At 66.6% G+C, this 14,333-nt stretch carries 11 protein-coding genes and 1 pseudogene; 6 read left to right on the top strand and 6 right to left on the bottom strand.

Features of this window, described 5'->3' with window-relative positions; all coding sequences use genetic code 11:
* The 6 genes and pseudogenes from PCA_RS17015 to dnaA form a co-directional block, all read right to left on the bottom strand.
* Positions 1-247: pseudogene (locus tag PCA_RS17015) on the bottom strand (energy transducer TonB); the annotation flags it as partial.
* A 194-nt stretch (positions 248-441) separates the two neighbouring features.
* Positions 442-1,734, bottom strand: a complete 1,293-nt coding sequence (locus PCA_RS17010; RefSeq protein WP_181303804.1) for a tetratricopeptide repeat protein — start codon at positions 1,732-1,734, stop codon at positions 442-444.
* 292 nt (positions 1,735-2,026) lie between these two features.
* On the bottom strand, positions 2,027-4,456 hold the full coding sequence (gyrB, locus tag PCA_RS17005) for a DNA topoisomerase (ATP-hydrolyzing) subunit B (RefSeq protein WP_181303803.1): 2,430 nt from the start codon (positions 4,454-4,456) through the stop codon (positions 2,027-2,029).
* Positions 4,457-4,523: 67 nt separating this feature from the next.
* Complete coding sequence (gene recF / locus PCA_RS17000) at positions 4,524-5,627, bottom strand: DNA replication/repair protein RecF (RefSeq protein ID WP_343204561.1); 1,104 nt, start codon at positions 5,625-5,627, stop codon at positions 4,524-4,526.
* 68 nt (positions 5,628-5,695) lie between these two features.
* A complete protein-coding gene (gene dnaN, locus PCA_RS16995; protein ID WP_181303802.1) occupies positions 5,696-6,796 on the bottom strand; it encodes a DNA polymerase III subunit beta in 1,101 nt (366 codons plus the stop codon).
* A gap of 252 nt (positions 6,797-7,048) precedes the next feature.
* Positions 7,049-8,398, bottom strand: coding sequence for a chromosomal replication initiator protein DnaA (dnaA, locus tag PCA_RS16990; RefSeq protein ID WP_181303801.1), 1,350 nt, complete (start codon positions 8,396-8,398; stop codon positions 7,049-7,051).
* 214 nt (positions 8,399-8,612) lie between these two features.
* Between dnaA and rpmH the strand changes: the two genes are divergently transcribed.
* The 6 genes from rpmH to PCA_RS16960 all read left to right on the top strand — a co-directional run bounded on the left by rpmH (position 8,613) and on the right by PCA_RS16960 (position 14,248).
* Positions 8,613-8,747 carry a 50S ribosomal protein L34 gene (gene rpmH, locus PCA_RS16985; protein ID WP_008211413.1) on the top strand — a complete coding sequence of 45 codons (135 nt, stop codon included), beginning with the start codon at positions 8,613-8,615 and terminating at the stop codon, positions 8,745-8,747.
* A 14-nt stretch (positions 8,748-8,761) separates the two neighbouring features.
* Positions 8,762-9,136, top strand: a complete 375-nt coding sequence (rnpA, locus tag PCA_RS16980) for a ribonuclease P protein component (protein WP_181303800.1) — start codon at positions 8,762-8,764, stop codon at positions 9,134-9,136.
* A gap of 107 nt (positions 9,137-9,243) precedes the next feature.
* On the top strand, positions 9,244-10,956 hold the full coding sequence (gene yidC, locus PCA_RS16975; protein WP_181303799.1) for a membrane protein insertase YidC: 1,713 nt from the start codon (positions 9,244-9,246) through the stop codon (positions 10,954-10,956).
* 85 nt (positions 10,957-11,041) lie between these two features.
* Entirely contained in the window at positions 11,042-12,391 is a 1,350-nt protein-coding gene (gene mnmE / locus PCA_RS16970; protein WP_181303798.1) for a tRNA uridine-5-carboxymethylaminomethyl(34) synthesis GTPase MnmE, read from the top strand.
* 183 nt (positions 12,392-12,574) lie between these two features.
* Complete coding sequence (locus PCA_RS16965) at positions 12,575-13,765, top strand: tyrosine-type recombinase/integrase (RefSeq protein ID WP_181303797.1); 1,191 nt, start codon at positions 12,575-12,577, stop codon at positions 13,763-13,765.
* A 165-nt stretch (positions 13,766-13,930) separates the two neighbouring features.
* Positions 13,931-14,248 carry a helix-turn-helix domain-containing protein gene (locus tag PCA_RS16960; RefSeq protein ID WP_043679151.1) on the top strand — a complete coding sequence of 106 codons (318 nt, stop codon included), beginning with the start codon at positions 13,931-13,933 and terminating at the stop codon, positions 14,246-14,248.
* Positions 14,249-14,333 lie beyond the last annotated feature (85 nt).

The following is a 14,333-nucleotide window of genomic DNA, read 5'->3' as shown; positions in this document are numbered from 1 at the left end:
TCTTCGGCGGCGGCTGCTTGGGCGGCTCCGGCGGCGGCGGCGGCGGCGGCGGCGGCGGCGGCGGCGGCTCGATGAAATTCACCTGCACGATCTGCTCTTTCTTCTCGTGCTTCTGGCTCGGCGGCGCCATGGGCGCAAGCAGGATCAGAAACGCGAAGGCGTGCAGACCGATGGCGAATGCCAACGCCAGGGTTCGTTTCCAACTGAACCCCTCCTCGCGTTCTGTTTCTTCGATACTAGAGGCCATCTGTCACTATCTGGAGCTGGGAACGGAGAAAGCGTCGCCACCGATCCGGCACGTTCCGTCTGGCATATGGACGAAACGCACCGATGGGGTTACGCAGGGAAGGGTTGAACGGTACAACAGCATCTGGCTTTTGTATAGCGCTCGCATGACACGCGGATGGACGTCCAATCCGCCATGCTTTCCTTGCTCGCCAATCACTTGCCCACGTTGGACTTGCGCAGCCACTCCTTGGCCTTGGAAGCGGTCTCCGGATCCTTGGCGGCTTCCATCATGGCGGTGATCGCACCGGGCTTGTCCTTCAGCTGGCGATCCGCCTCGGCCAGCACCATGTAGGCCTGTCCCTTGTGCTTGACGCCCTTGCCGATGCCCTGGGTGACGTACTTGCGGGCCTCGCCGAATTTCTGCTGCTGGAAGTAGACGCGGCCCACGGCCACGTCGAGCTCGCCGTCGCTGGCCAGCGCCGCGCCCTTCTGGTAGTAGCCGATCGCCTTGGCGTCGTTCTCGCCGATCACGGCGGCGTCGCCGGCCAGCTTGTAGTTCTCGGCGCTGGACTTGATCGCGCCCTTCGCCATGCCGTCGTCGAACACCTGCAGCGCCTTGGTGCTGCCGGCCTTCGGGTCGCCGCCGCCGTTCTGCGCCTGCAGCAGGTAGGCCTTGACCAGGTTGATCCAGTCGCCCTCGTCCTTCAGCGCGCCGTTCGCGCGGCCCTGCTCCAGCACCTTGATCGCGCCGGCGTAGTCCTGCTGCTGCAGCAGCACCGCGCTGGCGTTGTGCAGCATGCTGCTGTCGGCGGGGTTCTTCTCGTATTCGGCGGTGGCCATCTTCGCCGCGTCGCCGCCCTTGCCGGACTCGGCGTAGCTGGCCATCAGGATCTGGTTCCAGGAATCCTGCGGCTTGTCGGTCAGCGACTTCGCCTTCTGGATCGCGGCGATCGCCTCGGGGTATTTCTCGAGGCGGTAGTAGTCCATGCCTTCCAGCCCGTAGGAGTCGGCGGATTCCCGCTTGCCCTCGGCGCGCCACTTCGCGATGGTGTCCAGCGACGCCTGGTACTGCTGGTCGGCGGCGTACAGCTGGGCCATCTCGTACATCAGCTGGAAGTAGGTGTCGTTCGGCATCACGCCGATGTCGATCGCGCGCTTCAGCAGTGGGATCGCGGCCTTCACGTCGCCGGCGTTGTAGCTGACGTTCGCCAGGCCTTGCAGCGCGATCGCCTGCGCGTACTTGCTCTTGCTGCCGTCGATGATGGGCTGGAGGATCTGCTCAGCCTTCGCCTTGTCGCCGCCGTTCACGGCGTCCAGGCCCTCGTTCAGCGCCTTCTGCTCCTTCTCGCTGGTGAGGTCCAGCTTGGGCGCGACGCGGGTGGCATTCGGATACAGCGCTTCCTGTTTGGTGTCCTTCGCGGCGCCGGCGGCGTGGACCGGGGGGGCGGCGAAGGTGAACGCCAGCGCCGCGGCGGCCAGCATCGTGAACAGGGGCGTGTGCTTCATGACGATCCTCGTGTCCGGGGTTTTGCGTGTGCGTGGTACGCAGGGGATCGTCGAGATTACCTTGAGCGCCATCCGAATGACAAGTTGCATTGCGGCAAGAAAGCCCTTGTCATATCAATGACTTGCGTGGAAACGCTCCATACGCGGTCGAATTGGACCGCGGCGCGGCGCACGCTGGCGGTCCAGCGCGGACAGGCCGCGCGACAGCGGCGCCGGGGTCGCGTCTGCACGGGTCGACGCCCGGCGGTGCGCCGGAACCGGGACCGGGCGGTGCCCGGTCCGCCTGCCGGGATCAGATGTCGAGATTCGCCACCCGCAAGGCGTTCGCCTCGATGAAGTCGCGCCGCGGCTCCACCGCCTCGCCCATCAGCATGGAGAACATCTGGTCGGCGGCGAATGCGTCCTCGATGCCGACCTGCAGCATGCGCCGCGTCTCGGGGTTCACCGTGGTCTCCCACAGCTGCTCCGGGTTCATTTCGCCCAGGCCCTTGAAGCGCTGGATGGTGCGGCCCTTCTTCGCCTCGTCCAGCAGCCAGCCGCGCACCTCGGCGAAGCTGGTGACGCCGCGCGAGGCGTTACCACGGCGCACCACCGCGTCGGGCCGGATCAGTCCGGCCAGTTGCTGGCTGACGTGCAGGATGGGGCGGAACTCGGCGCCGGCGAAGAACGGCTGCGGCAGCAGCAAGGTGTGGCTGAGGCCGTGCTGGTCGCGCACCACCTCGATCGCCGCCGGCTGCTCGCCCTGCGCCGCGCGCAACGACAGCCGGTAGCGCGGCTTGCCCAGTCCGCTGGCGGCGAGGCGTCGCGCGATGCCGTCCAGCCAGGCCTGCATGGCGGCCGGATCGGCCCACAGCTCCGGCGCGATCGGCGCGTGTTCGAGCAGCGCGGACAGCACGCTGGTGTCGAAGCGGTGGCCGAGGCGTTCGATCTGGTCCAGCGCGGTCTGGTACTCGCGCAGCAGCTTTTCCAGCGCCGCGCCGGTGATCGCCGGCGCGTGCGGATCGGCCACCAGCTCGGCGTTGTCCACCGCGCTGGAGATCAGGTAGGCGTTGAGCGCCGCGTCGTCCTTGAGGTACAGCTCCTGCTTGCCCTGCTTCAGCTTGTACAGCGGCGGCAGGCCGATGTAGACGTGGCCGCGCTCGATCAGCTCGGGCATCTGGCGGTAGAAGAAGGTCAGCAGCAGGGTGCGGATGTGCGAGCCGTCCACGTCCGCGTCGGTCATGATGACGATGCGGTGGTAGCGCAGCTTGTCGGGGTTGTAGTCCTCCTTGCCGATGCCGGTGCCGAGCGCGGTGATCAGCGTGCCGACTTCGGCGGAGGACAGCATCTTGTCGAAGCGGGCCTTCTCCACGTTGAGGATCTTGCCCTTCAGCGGGAGCACGGCCTGGGTCTTGCGATTGCGGCCCTGCTTGGCCGAGCCGCCGGCGGAATCGCCCTCGACCAGGAACAGCTCGCACAGCGCGGGGTCCTTTTCCTGGCAGTCGGCCAGCTTGCCTGGCAGGCCGGCGATGTCCAGCGCGCCCTTGCGGCGGGTCATCTCGCGCGCCTTGCGCGCGGCCTCGCGGGCGCGGGCGGCGTCGACCACCTTGGAGGCGATCGCCCTGGCCTCGTTCGGGTGTTCCAGCAGGAACTCGCCCAGCTTCTCGTTGACGGCCTGCTCCACCGCGGTCTTCACCTCGGAGGAAACCAGCTTGTCCTTGGTCTGCGAGGAGAACTTCGGATCGGGCACCTTCACCGACAGCACGGCGATCAGGCCTTCGCGCATGTCGTCGCCGGACAGCGCGACCTTGGCGTTCTTCGCCAGGTTTTCCTTCTCGATGTAGCCCTGCAACGAGCGCGTCAGCGCGGCGCGGAAGCCGGTGAGGTGGGTGCCGCCGTCGCGCTGCGGGATGTTGTTGGTGAAGCAGAACATCGTCTCGTTGTACGAGTCGGTCCACTGCATCGCCAGCTCGATGCTGATGCCGTCCTGCAGCGCGGCCAGGCTGATCACGTTCGGGTGCAGCGGGGTCTTCAGCTGGGACAGGTGCTGCACGAAGGAGCGGATGCCGCCCTCGTAGGCGAAGGTGTCCGAGCGCCCTTCCCCGCGCTCGTCGCGCAGTTCGATGGTGACGCCGGAGTTGAGGAAGGCCAGCTCGCGCAGGCGCTTGGCCAGGATCTCGTAGTGGAACTCGGTGTCCGAGAAGGTCTTGGGGCTGGGCAGGAAGCGCACCAGCGTGCCGCGCCGGTCCGAGGCGCCGATGACCTTGAGCGGGTAAAGCGGCTCGCCCAGCGAGTATTCCTGCTGATGCTCCTGGCCGTCGCGGTAGATCGTCAGCCACAGGTGGTCGCTGAGCGCGTTCACCACCGACACGCCCACGCCGTGCAGGCCGCCGGACACCTTGTACGAGTTCGCGTCGAACTTGCCGCCGGCGTGCAGCACGGTCATCACCACCTCGGCGGTGGAACGGCCTTCCTCCGGATGGATGTCCACCGGGATGCCACGGCCGTTGTCGTCCACGCTGACCGAGCCATCCTCGAGGATGGTCACGATCACGTGGTCGCAGTAACCCGCCAGGGCCTCGTCGATCGCGTTGTCGACCACCTCGAACACCATGTGGTGCAGGCCGGTGCCGTCATCGGTGTCGCCGATGTACATGCCGGGGCGCTTGCGGACCGCTTCCAGGCCCTTGAGCACCTTGATGTTGCTGGAGTCGTAATGCGATTCGTTGGTGGGTTGGTTCATGCGGATCCGTTTCCTCAGGGTACGGCAGACCGGCATCCCAGCCGTCGCGCTGCAGTGCAATCGTCAATTATAGCAGGGGCGTCAAACGTCCCTGTTCCACGTGGAACACGCGATGCGGCAGCCCGCGCAAAGGCTCGGGCAGCCCGGTGCCGGTCACCAGCACCTGGGCCCCGCTTTCCGCGAGCTGGGCGATCACCGCCGCCTGGTGGGCTTCGTCCAGTTCGGAGGCCAGGTCGTCGAGACAGATGATCGGCCAGTCGCCGTGCTGGTCGGCGTACTGGCGCGCCTGCGCCAGCATGCAGCCCAACGCGGCGAGCTTTTCCTGGCCACGGGAGAGATGCTCCCGCTGCGGGGCGTGTTCGAAGGCAAGCGACCAATCCGCGCGATGCGCCCCGAGGCTGGTATGGCCGCGGGCGAGATCGCGGCCGCGTTGCGCCTCCAGTTGCTCGCGCAGATCCCTGTCCTCGGCCCAGCCGCGGCGGTAGCGAAGCTCAGGCACGCCCAGCTCGGGCAGCAGCGCATTCACGCAGTCGTGCAGGCTGGGTCGCAGGCGCGCCAGATACCCGTCACGCTGCCGGTCGATCCAGTCGGCCAGCTCCGCAAGCTCGGTTTCCCACGGTGCGTAAAGGGACGACGCGGAATCCGTCCCGGCTCGCAAAAGGCTGTTGCGCTGTTTCAGGGCGCGCTGGTAGCGCCGCCAGGCATCGAGGAAAGCATGTTCCACGTGGAACACGCCCCAGTCGAGAAAACGGCGGCGCTCTTCGGCGGCACCGGCGATCAAGGCATGCGAGCCGGGTTCGAAACAGGTCACCGCGCACTCGGCGATCAATTCGCCCAGGCTGGCGCCCTCGCCTTCGAGCCGCGCTTCCCAGCGCGAGGCCTCGCGCCCCAGCCCCAGTCGCAGCGACCGGTCGCCCGCGAGCCGCAACTCGGCAAATACGGAAAGACGGGAGGCGCCACGCGCCAGCAAGGCTTCCCTGGCGCCGCTGCGGAACGAGCGTGCGTGCGAGAGCAGGAAGACCGCTTCCAGCACGCTGGTCTTGCCGGCCCCGTTCGCGCCCACGAAGACATTGATGCCCGGCGCAAGCGCCAAGTCGACTTCGTGCAGGCCGCGCAGACCCTGGATACGCAGTCGCTCCAGCCTCATGGTTGCTGGACCGGGCGCATGCAAGAACGCCGGAGCGTCTGGCGACGGCTCCGGCGTTCCCGGGCGAAACGATGCTTGCCGAAGGGCATGCGTCAGAGTCGCAAGGGCATGATCACGTGGCGGGCCTGCTCGCTGTCGTGCTCCTGCACGAGGCAGCTGGACTGCGCGTCGCGCAGGCTCAGCCGGGCCTGTTCGCCGCGCAGCGCGGACAACGCATCCAGCAGGTAGCCCACGTTGAAGCCCACCGCGAGGTCGGAGACGTGGGTGTCGGCCTCGACTTCCTCCACCGCCTCTTCCTGCTCGGGGTTGTGCGCCACGATGCGCAGCTTGCCCGGCGACAGTTCCAGCTTCACGCCGCGGTACTTCTCGTTGGACAGGATAGCCGCGCGCTGCAGTGCGCCGCGCAGCACTTCGCGATCCAGCGTGGCGGTCTTGTCGGCACCCAGCGGGATCACCGCCTCGTAGTCGGGGAAGCGGCCGTCGATCAGCTTGGAGGTGAAGGTGACGCCGCCACGCCGCACGCGCAGGTGGTTGCGCCCGAATTCCAGCTCCACCTCGCCCTCGCCCGGTTCCAGCAGGCCGATCAGCTCGTTGACGCCCTTGCGCGGAATGATGATCTGCCGGCGCGCCTTCACCGAGGTCGCCAGGCTGGTTTCCTTCATGGCGAGGCGGTGGCCGTCGGTGGCCACGCAGCGCAGGCTGTGTTCCTGCAGGTCCAGCAGCATGCCGTTCAAGTAGTAGCGCACGTCCTGGTTCGCCATCGCAAACGCGGTGCGCTCCATCAGGTCGCGCAAGGCCTCTTCCGGCAGGCTGACTTTTTCCACCAGCTCGATCGAATCGATGACGGGGAATTCGCTGGCCGGCAGGGTCGTCAGGGTGAAGCGGCTGCGCCCGGCGTTCAGCGCCACGCGCTCGCCGTTGAGCTTCAGCTCGATGGCAGCGCCGTCCGGCAGCGCGCGCACGATGTCGAAGAACTTGCGCGCGGGAATGGTGACTTCGCCGTCGACCAGCTTGTCGGCCGCCGTGGTCGCGATCATCTCCACTTCCAGGTCGGTGCCGGTGAGCGAGAGCTGCCCATCGGCCACCCGCACCAGCAGGTTGGCCAGCACCGGCAAGGTCTGCCGACGTTCCACCACGCCGACGACCTGCTGCAGCGGCTTGAGCAGAGCTTCACGTTGGATGCTGAATTGCATGTCGGCGCTTCCCCTATGCCTGCTGTTCTGTCTTTGAAAGAAGGTTGGTAGTGGCTGTTGGCGGCGTGGATAACTTTTCCTGACCGCTTTTTCGTTTTGAATCAAAGTCTTGCAAATGAAACTGGGTGTGCGGAAAGCGGTGCCTGCGCCGTGGGTGGTTTGTGGATAAGTTCAGCGGCGGATTCATCCACCCATTATCCACAGCATCCCACCTACTTTATCAAGAACTTGTGCCGGCGCCGGAGTGAAAGCTCAACCGGTGAGGGTCCGGATCAGCTGCTCCCAGTCCTGGCGCATGCGTGCGTCGGCCTCGCACAGTTTCTTGATCGTGCGGCAGGCGTGCAGCACCGTGGTGTGGTCGCGGCCGCCAAACGCCTCACCGATCTCGGGCAGGCTGTGGTCGGTGAGCTCCTTGGACAGCGCCATCGCGATCTGCCGCGGCCGCGCCAGCGAGCGCACGCGCCGCTTGGAGAGCAGATCCTGCAGGCGCACGTTGAAGTATTCCGCGGTGATCTTCTGGATGTTCGGCACCGTCACCGCCTGGGCGTGTGTGGCCAGCAGGTCGCGCAGGGTTTCCTCGGCGAAATCGGTGGTGATCGGCTTGCCGTAGAAGTTCGCCCGCGCCGCCAAGGTGTTCAGCGCGCCCTCGAGGTCGCGCACGTTGGAGCGGATGCGCTTGGCCAGCAGCATCGCCACGTGCTCGTCCACCGCCACGCCCTTGTCCTGCGCCTTGGACAGCAGGATCGCCGCGCGCGTCTCGAAGTCCGGCGGCTCGATCGCCACACTGAGGCCCCAGCCCAGGCGCGACTTCAGCCGCGGCTCCAGCTTGTCCACTTCCTTGGGGTAGCGGTCGCAGGTGAGGATGATCTGCTGCTTGGACTCGAACAGCGCGTTGAAGGTGTGGAAGAACTCCTCCTGCGTGGTGTCCTTGCCGGCGAAGAACTGGATGTCGTCGATCAGCAGCGCGTCCACCGAGCGGAAGCGCAGCTTGAACTGGTCCATGCTCTTGGTGCGCAGCGCCTCGATCATCGAGCCCACGAACTGTTCCGAGCGCAGGTACAGCACCTTGCACGCGGGGTTGTTCTGGCGCATCAGGTTGCCGGCCGCGTGCATCAGGTGGGTCTTGCCCAGACCGGTGCCGCCATACAGCAGCAACGGGTTGTAGGCGCGGCCGGGGTTCTGCGCCACCTGCATCGCGGCAGCCTTGCCGAGCTGGTTGGACTTGCCCTCGACGAAGGTCTCGAACGTGTAGTGCGGGTCCAGGTTGTGGCTGAACGCGGCCTCGGGCGCCGCCGCGGCAGGTTCGGCCACGGCACCGTTGCCGCGCGGGGCGACGGCCGCGGGCCGGGCGGCGGGGCGCGGGGTGCTGGAGCCCACTTCCAGCCGCACCGGCAGCTCGTGTCCGGCCAGTTGGCCCAGCAGCACGGTGATCTTGGGCAGGTAGCGCTCGCGCACCGTGTCCAGGGTGTACGGGTTGGGGGCGTACAGGGCCAGTCCGGTCTCGTTCTCGCGGGCCTGCAGCGGCATCAGCCAGGTGTGCAGATCTTCGGCGCTCAATTCGCCTTCCAGACGCTCCAGGCAGCGCCGCCACAACTCACTCATGAATGTTTCTCGTCCACAGCAGGGGCGCGTGCGCGCAGGGTGGACGGAGAAGTCTAGCAGCACGCCCAGGCATCCCGATCCCCGATTCGTCCACACGGATATCCACAGGCGACGGTGCGGTGTCCATCGGCGCTCGATGACGCCGATTTGACAGTACGCGGGCCGCCCCGCATAATTTCCAACCTTTTTATCCACATTCCCTTCGGAGCAAGCCATGAAGCGGACCTTCCAGCCCAGCAAGCTCAAGCGCGCGCGTACCCACGGGTTCCGTGCCCGCATGGCCACCGCCGACGGTCGCAAAATCCTCAACGCCCGCCGTGCCAAGGGCCGCAAGCGCCTGATCCCGTAAGCCGCGCGGTCGCCATGAACACCGCCGGACTGCCGCGCGAACTGCGGCTGCGTCTGGCCGGCGACTTCGCCGCGTTGCGCACGAGCAGCGGCCGCCTTGGCGGCCGCTGTTTTCATGTGCGCTACCGGCCCAACGGCCTGGGGCACGCCCGGCTCGGCCTGGCGATCTCCAAGCGGGTGTCCAAGCGCGCGGTGGAGCGCAACCGCCTGAAGCGCCTGCTGCGCGAATCGTTCCGCCGGGTCCGCGACCAACTGCCGCCGGTGGACGTGGTGGTGATGGCGCGCGAGCAGGCCGCCGGCCTGCCCGGCGCGGAGCTGCTGGCCGAGGCCGCCGCGCTGTGGCAGCGGCTCGCGGCGCTGCCCCCGCTGCCGTCACCCGCCCGCGCATGACGCCTGCACCATTGATGCCGATGCATGCCGCCGCCACAATCGTGCGTTGACCTCTCACCCTCCCCTGTGGCCGCGTGCCGCGTGGCGTCGTCCGGACCCGTGACCCGATGAACCAAACACGCAACTTCCTCCTGTTCGCCCTGCTTGCCGTGGCCTACTTCCTGTTCATGGCCTGGGAGAAGGACTACATGACGCCGCCGCCACCGGCGCCGGTCGCCAGCAGCAGCGCCGCGGGTGCGGCGAGCACGCCCGGCGTGCCGAATGCCCAGGGCGCCGGCACGCCGGCGATCAGCAACGCGAACGCCGCCCCGAGCGAGGCCGCCGCCCCGCTGGTCACGGTCACCACCGACGTGCTGCAGCTCACCATCGACACCCGCGGCGGCAGCCTGGTGCAGGCCCGGCTGCTGGCCTACCCGGTGGCGCCGCGCACGCGCAAGGATCCGGACCCCGCGCCGGTCACCTTGCTGGACAACAGCGACACCCATTACTTCGTGGCGCAGAACGGCCTGGTGAGCAGCAGCGATCCGGCGGCGGCGGACCAGCCCAACCACCTCGCCCTGTTCCAGGCGGCGCAGAACGCCTACACGCTGGCGCCCGGCCAGAACGAGCTGGACGTGCCGCTGACCTGGCAGGACGCCAAGGGCCTCAAGGTCACCAAGATCTACCGCTTCACCCGCGGCAGCTATGTGGTTGCGCTGGACCAGAAGATCGACAACGGCGGCAGCGCGGCGTGGCAGGGCAATGCCTACACCCAGCTGCTGCGCACCGAGCCGCCGCACACCGGCAACTGGCTCACCAACATGTCCAACCCGGAGACGCACAGCTTCCAGGGCGCGGCGTGGTACACCGGCGAGAAGTTCGAGAAGCTGCAGTTCAAGGACTTCGCCGAGCCCAAGGACAAGCTGGACGCCTCGTTCAAGGGCGGCTGGGCGGCCATGCTCAGGCTGTACTTCTTCGCCACGTGGATTCCACCGGCCGGCGAGACCGCGCACTACGCCACAGACACGGTGAACCCGGGCAGCGCCCATCCGCGCTACCTGATCCGCGCGATCGGGCCCACGCTGAGCGTGGCGCCGGGGCAGAGCGTGGACGCCACCTCGCGCCTCTACGTGGGGCCCAACGTGCAGGGCAAGCTGGACGCGGTGGCGCCCGGGCTGGATCTCACCATCGACTACGGCATGTTCAAGGCGATCGCCGTGCCGATGCACGGCATCCTGTCGTTCTTCCACTCCATCGCGAAGAACTGGGGCATCGCGATCATCCTGCTGGTGCTGCTGATCAAGGGCGTCACGTGGAAGCTCACCGCGATGCAGTACCACTCCAGCGCCAGGATGCGCAAGCTGATGCCGCGCGTGCAGGCGCTGAAGGAGCGCTACGGCGACGACAAGGTGAAGCTGCAGCAGGCGCAGATGGAGCTGTACAAGAAGGAAAAGGTGAACCCGATGGCCGGCTGCCTGCCGGTGCTGATCACCCTGCCGGTGTTCTACGGCCTGTTCTACGTGCTGCAGTACTCGCTGGAACTGCGCCAGGCGTCGTTCCTGTGGATTCCCGACCTCAGCGCGCCCGATCCCTACTACATCCTGCCGGTGATCTACGCGGCGGTGATGCTGGGCACGCAGTGGCTGAATCCCGCGGTGGGCATGGACCCCACGCAGGCGAAGATGATGAAGGTGATGCCGCTGCTGTTCACCGTGATGTTCGCGTTCTTCCCTGCTGGCCTGTGCCTGTACTACGCGGTGAACGGCCTGGTGGGCCTCGGCCAGCAATGGTGGATCACCCATCACGTGGACCGCGAGGACGCGGTGGCGGCGAAGAGTTGATGCCTGCAACCCTCGCTGGTCGCTGAAATCCAGCGGACGGCCGCGCCGGGCAACCGCCGCGGCCGTCTTCGTTTACGCTCCCGCCATGACCCACGCCGCCGACACCATCGCCGCCATTGCCAGCGCGCCCGGCGCCGCCGGCGTGGGCGTGCTGCGCGTGTCGGGGCCGCAGGTGCCGGCGATCGCGCAAGCCCTGCTGGGTCGCGCGCCGCAGCCGCGCCATGCACACTTCGCCAGCTTCCGCGATGCAGATGGCGAGGCCATCGATCATGGCCTGCTGCTGCACTTCCCTGCGCCGGCCTCCTACACCGGCGAACACGTGCTGGAACTGCAGGGTCACGGCAGCGCGGTGCTGCTCGATGCGCTGCTGCGCCGCGTCTGCGAACTCGGCGCGCGGCTGGCGCGTCCAGGCGAATTCACCGAACGCGCCTTCCTCAACGGCAAGCTGGACCTGGCCCAGGCCGAGGCCGTGGCCGACCTGATCGCCGCGCGCTCGCAGGCCGGCGCGCGCGCCGCGCTGCGCTCGATGGAAGGCGTGTTCTCGCAGCGTATCGACGCATTGCTGCAGGCGCTGATCGCACTGCGCGTGCACATCGAGGCCGCGATCGATTTTCCCGAGGAGGAGATCGATTTCCTCGCCGATCCCGCCATCGCACGGCAACTCGACAGCCTGCGCGCGGAACTCGCCGGACTGCTGCGCGAAGCGCAACGCGGCCTGCGCCTCAACGACGGCCTACGCGTGGCCATCGTGGGCCGGCCCAACGCGGGCAAGTCCAGCCTGCTCAACGCGCTGGCCGGCAGCGAGCGCGCCATCGTCACCGCCATCGCCGGCACCACCCGCGACGTGCTGCGCGAAAGCGTGGCGCTCGATGGCGTGGCGCTGGAACTCGCCGACACCGCCGGCCTGCGCGACACCGAGGACGAAGTCGAACGCGAAGGCGTGCGCCGCGCCCACGGCGAACTGGCGCGCGCCGATGCCGCCGTGCTGGTCACCGACGAGGAACATGCCGCCGCCGACCTCGCCCTGTTCGACGCCCTGCCCGCCGGCGCCGAACGCGTGGTGCTGGTCAACAAGATCGATCTCGCCTGCACCACAGCGCATGCGGAAACCCGCGACGGCATCCGCTGGCTGTGGGCCTCGGCGAAAACCGGCGATGGGCTCGACGCCTTGCGCGAATACCTCAAGCAACTCGCCGGCGCCGGCGCCGGCAGCGGCGAAGGCGCCTTCAGCGCACGCCGCCGCCACGTGCTGGCGCTCGAAACGGTGGGCGAACACCTGGACCGCACCGCCCACGCCCTCGCCAGCACGCGTGCCGGCGAACTCGCCGCCGAGGAACTGCGCCAGGCCCAGCACGCGCTGGGCGAGATCACCGGCAGCTATACCAGCGACGATTTGCTGGGCGCGATCTTCGGCTCATTCTGCATCGGGAAGTGAGGTTGTGTCCATGGACATCCAATGACGTCTGACGGTGTGGCGTTAAACCGCGTAAACAAAGGAATTTTCGTCTTCTGAATGATTCGGTGATACAGTCAAAGCCACTCGTTTTATGTCCAAGTTTGGTTCCAAGTAGCTGGATTCTTGTCTTTCATCCTTCTGCTTGGACATACGGAGGATGAGATGGCACTGACCGACACCGCGCTCAAGGCACTCAAGCCCAGGGACAAGACCTATACGGTCACCGACGACCGGGGGCTGTATGTGGAGGTCTTCCCGACCGGGGGCGTCGTCTGGCGCTACCGCTACCGGCTAAACGGCAAGTACGAGAAGCTGACGCTGGGCAAATACCCCGCGTTGACGCTGAAGAATGCGCGCCTGAAGCGGGACGAGGCAGCCCATCAGGTGGCGATGGGGAAGTCGCCGGCAAAGAAAAAGCAGCAGGAGAAGGTGGCCGGAGCAGAAGACGCCACCGTGGCCGACTTCGCCGAACGCTTCTTTAAGGACATTCAGTCGCGCGACCGCAAGAACCTGACCATGCCCCGGCGCTACCTGGAGAAGGATGTCCTGCCGCACATCGGCAGCAAGCCGGTCCGGGACGTCACCGCCGAAGACGTGCGCAGCGTCATCTGGCGCAAGAAGGCGCAAGGCTTCGACGCCGCCGCCGGCCAGGTCCGTGGCCTGCTCAAGCGCATGTTCGATTACGCGCTGACCTGCGGCCTGATCCAGGCCAACCCGGTCATGGCCCTGCCGATGCGGCACGTCTACCGCGCCACCGCCCGTGACCGGGCGCTGACGCCGGACGAAATCCGGCAGTTCCTGCGCGCCATGCAAACCTCCAACATCCGCCGCCAGTTCAAGATCGCCTTCCAGTTGATCCTGATGACTCTGGTACGCAAGTCCGAGCTGATGCTGGCGCAGTGGAAGGACGTGCATCTGGACGAAGGCGAATGGCACATCCCGGTCGAAAACTCCAAGACTGGCAAGCCGCACATCGTCTACCTGTCCACCCAGGCGCAGACGCTGTTCAAGGAACTCAAGCTGCTCGCCAGCAGCAGCGACTGGGTGCTGCCGGGGCGTGGCACCCTGGCCAAGCCCTTCGCCAACAATGCGCTGAACCAGGCGCTGAAGGTGTCATTGCAGGGGCAGGAGATCCCCGCCTTCACCATCCATGACCTGCGACGTACCGCATCGACGTTGCTGCACGAACAGGGCTGGCCTTCGGATGTGGTGGAAAAGGCGCTGAACCACACCATCGGCGGCGTGCGCGGGGTCTACAACCGGGCGGAGTACGCCGAGCAGCGGCGGGAGATGTTGCAGGCGTGGTCGGACTACATCGACGGGTTGGCACCGTCGAGGAACCTGGTGGTGTGAGTCCATCCGGGCGCTGGGGGCCTTTTCCCTTTTTGGGTAGGGCCGTTGCCCCTTGGTTGCCATTCCCTTGTCTCGGCCTTTTCCTTTGTAGCAGCCATGTATGATCGACGATGATTATCAGATACTGATATAATTTTAAATCAACGTGTCATTGGATTTGCGATCATGAAGCGCTGCATTGTGGGTATCCGACAGCCAGAAGGTTCGCCACCGAAGGGAAGCGAAACGCCCAGTATTTGGTTTCCGTCCCTGGCATCACTGGCCGCAGTGCTGTCGGACGACAACCGCCGCCTGCTGCGCCTGATCCATGACAAGCAACCCAAGTCCCTGACCGAACTGGCCGAACTCAGCGGCCGCAAGGTGCCGAACCTGTCGCGCACCCTGCGGATGATGGCCGATTACGGCTTGGTGTCGCTACAGCGCAATGTTCGGGATGTTCAGCCGACCGCTCTGGCAACTGAATTTCTGGTTGTGCTGGACTGACGAGCGTGGACACCAAGAGAGCCAGCCGATGCGCCAGGAAGGCCAACTACTCGGCAAGAAATCGCTACGTGCATTGCCTGTAAAG

The organism is Rhodanobacter sp. PCA2, assembly GCF_013620825.1.
Lineage (GTDB): Bacteria > Pseudomonadota > Gammaproteobacteria > Xanthomonadales > Rhodanobacteraceae > Rhodanobacter_A.
Note: the sequence above shows the minus strand (reverse complement) of the source record. Positions and strands in the feature narration are given on the sequence as shown.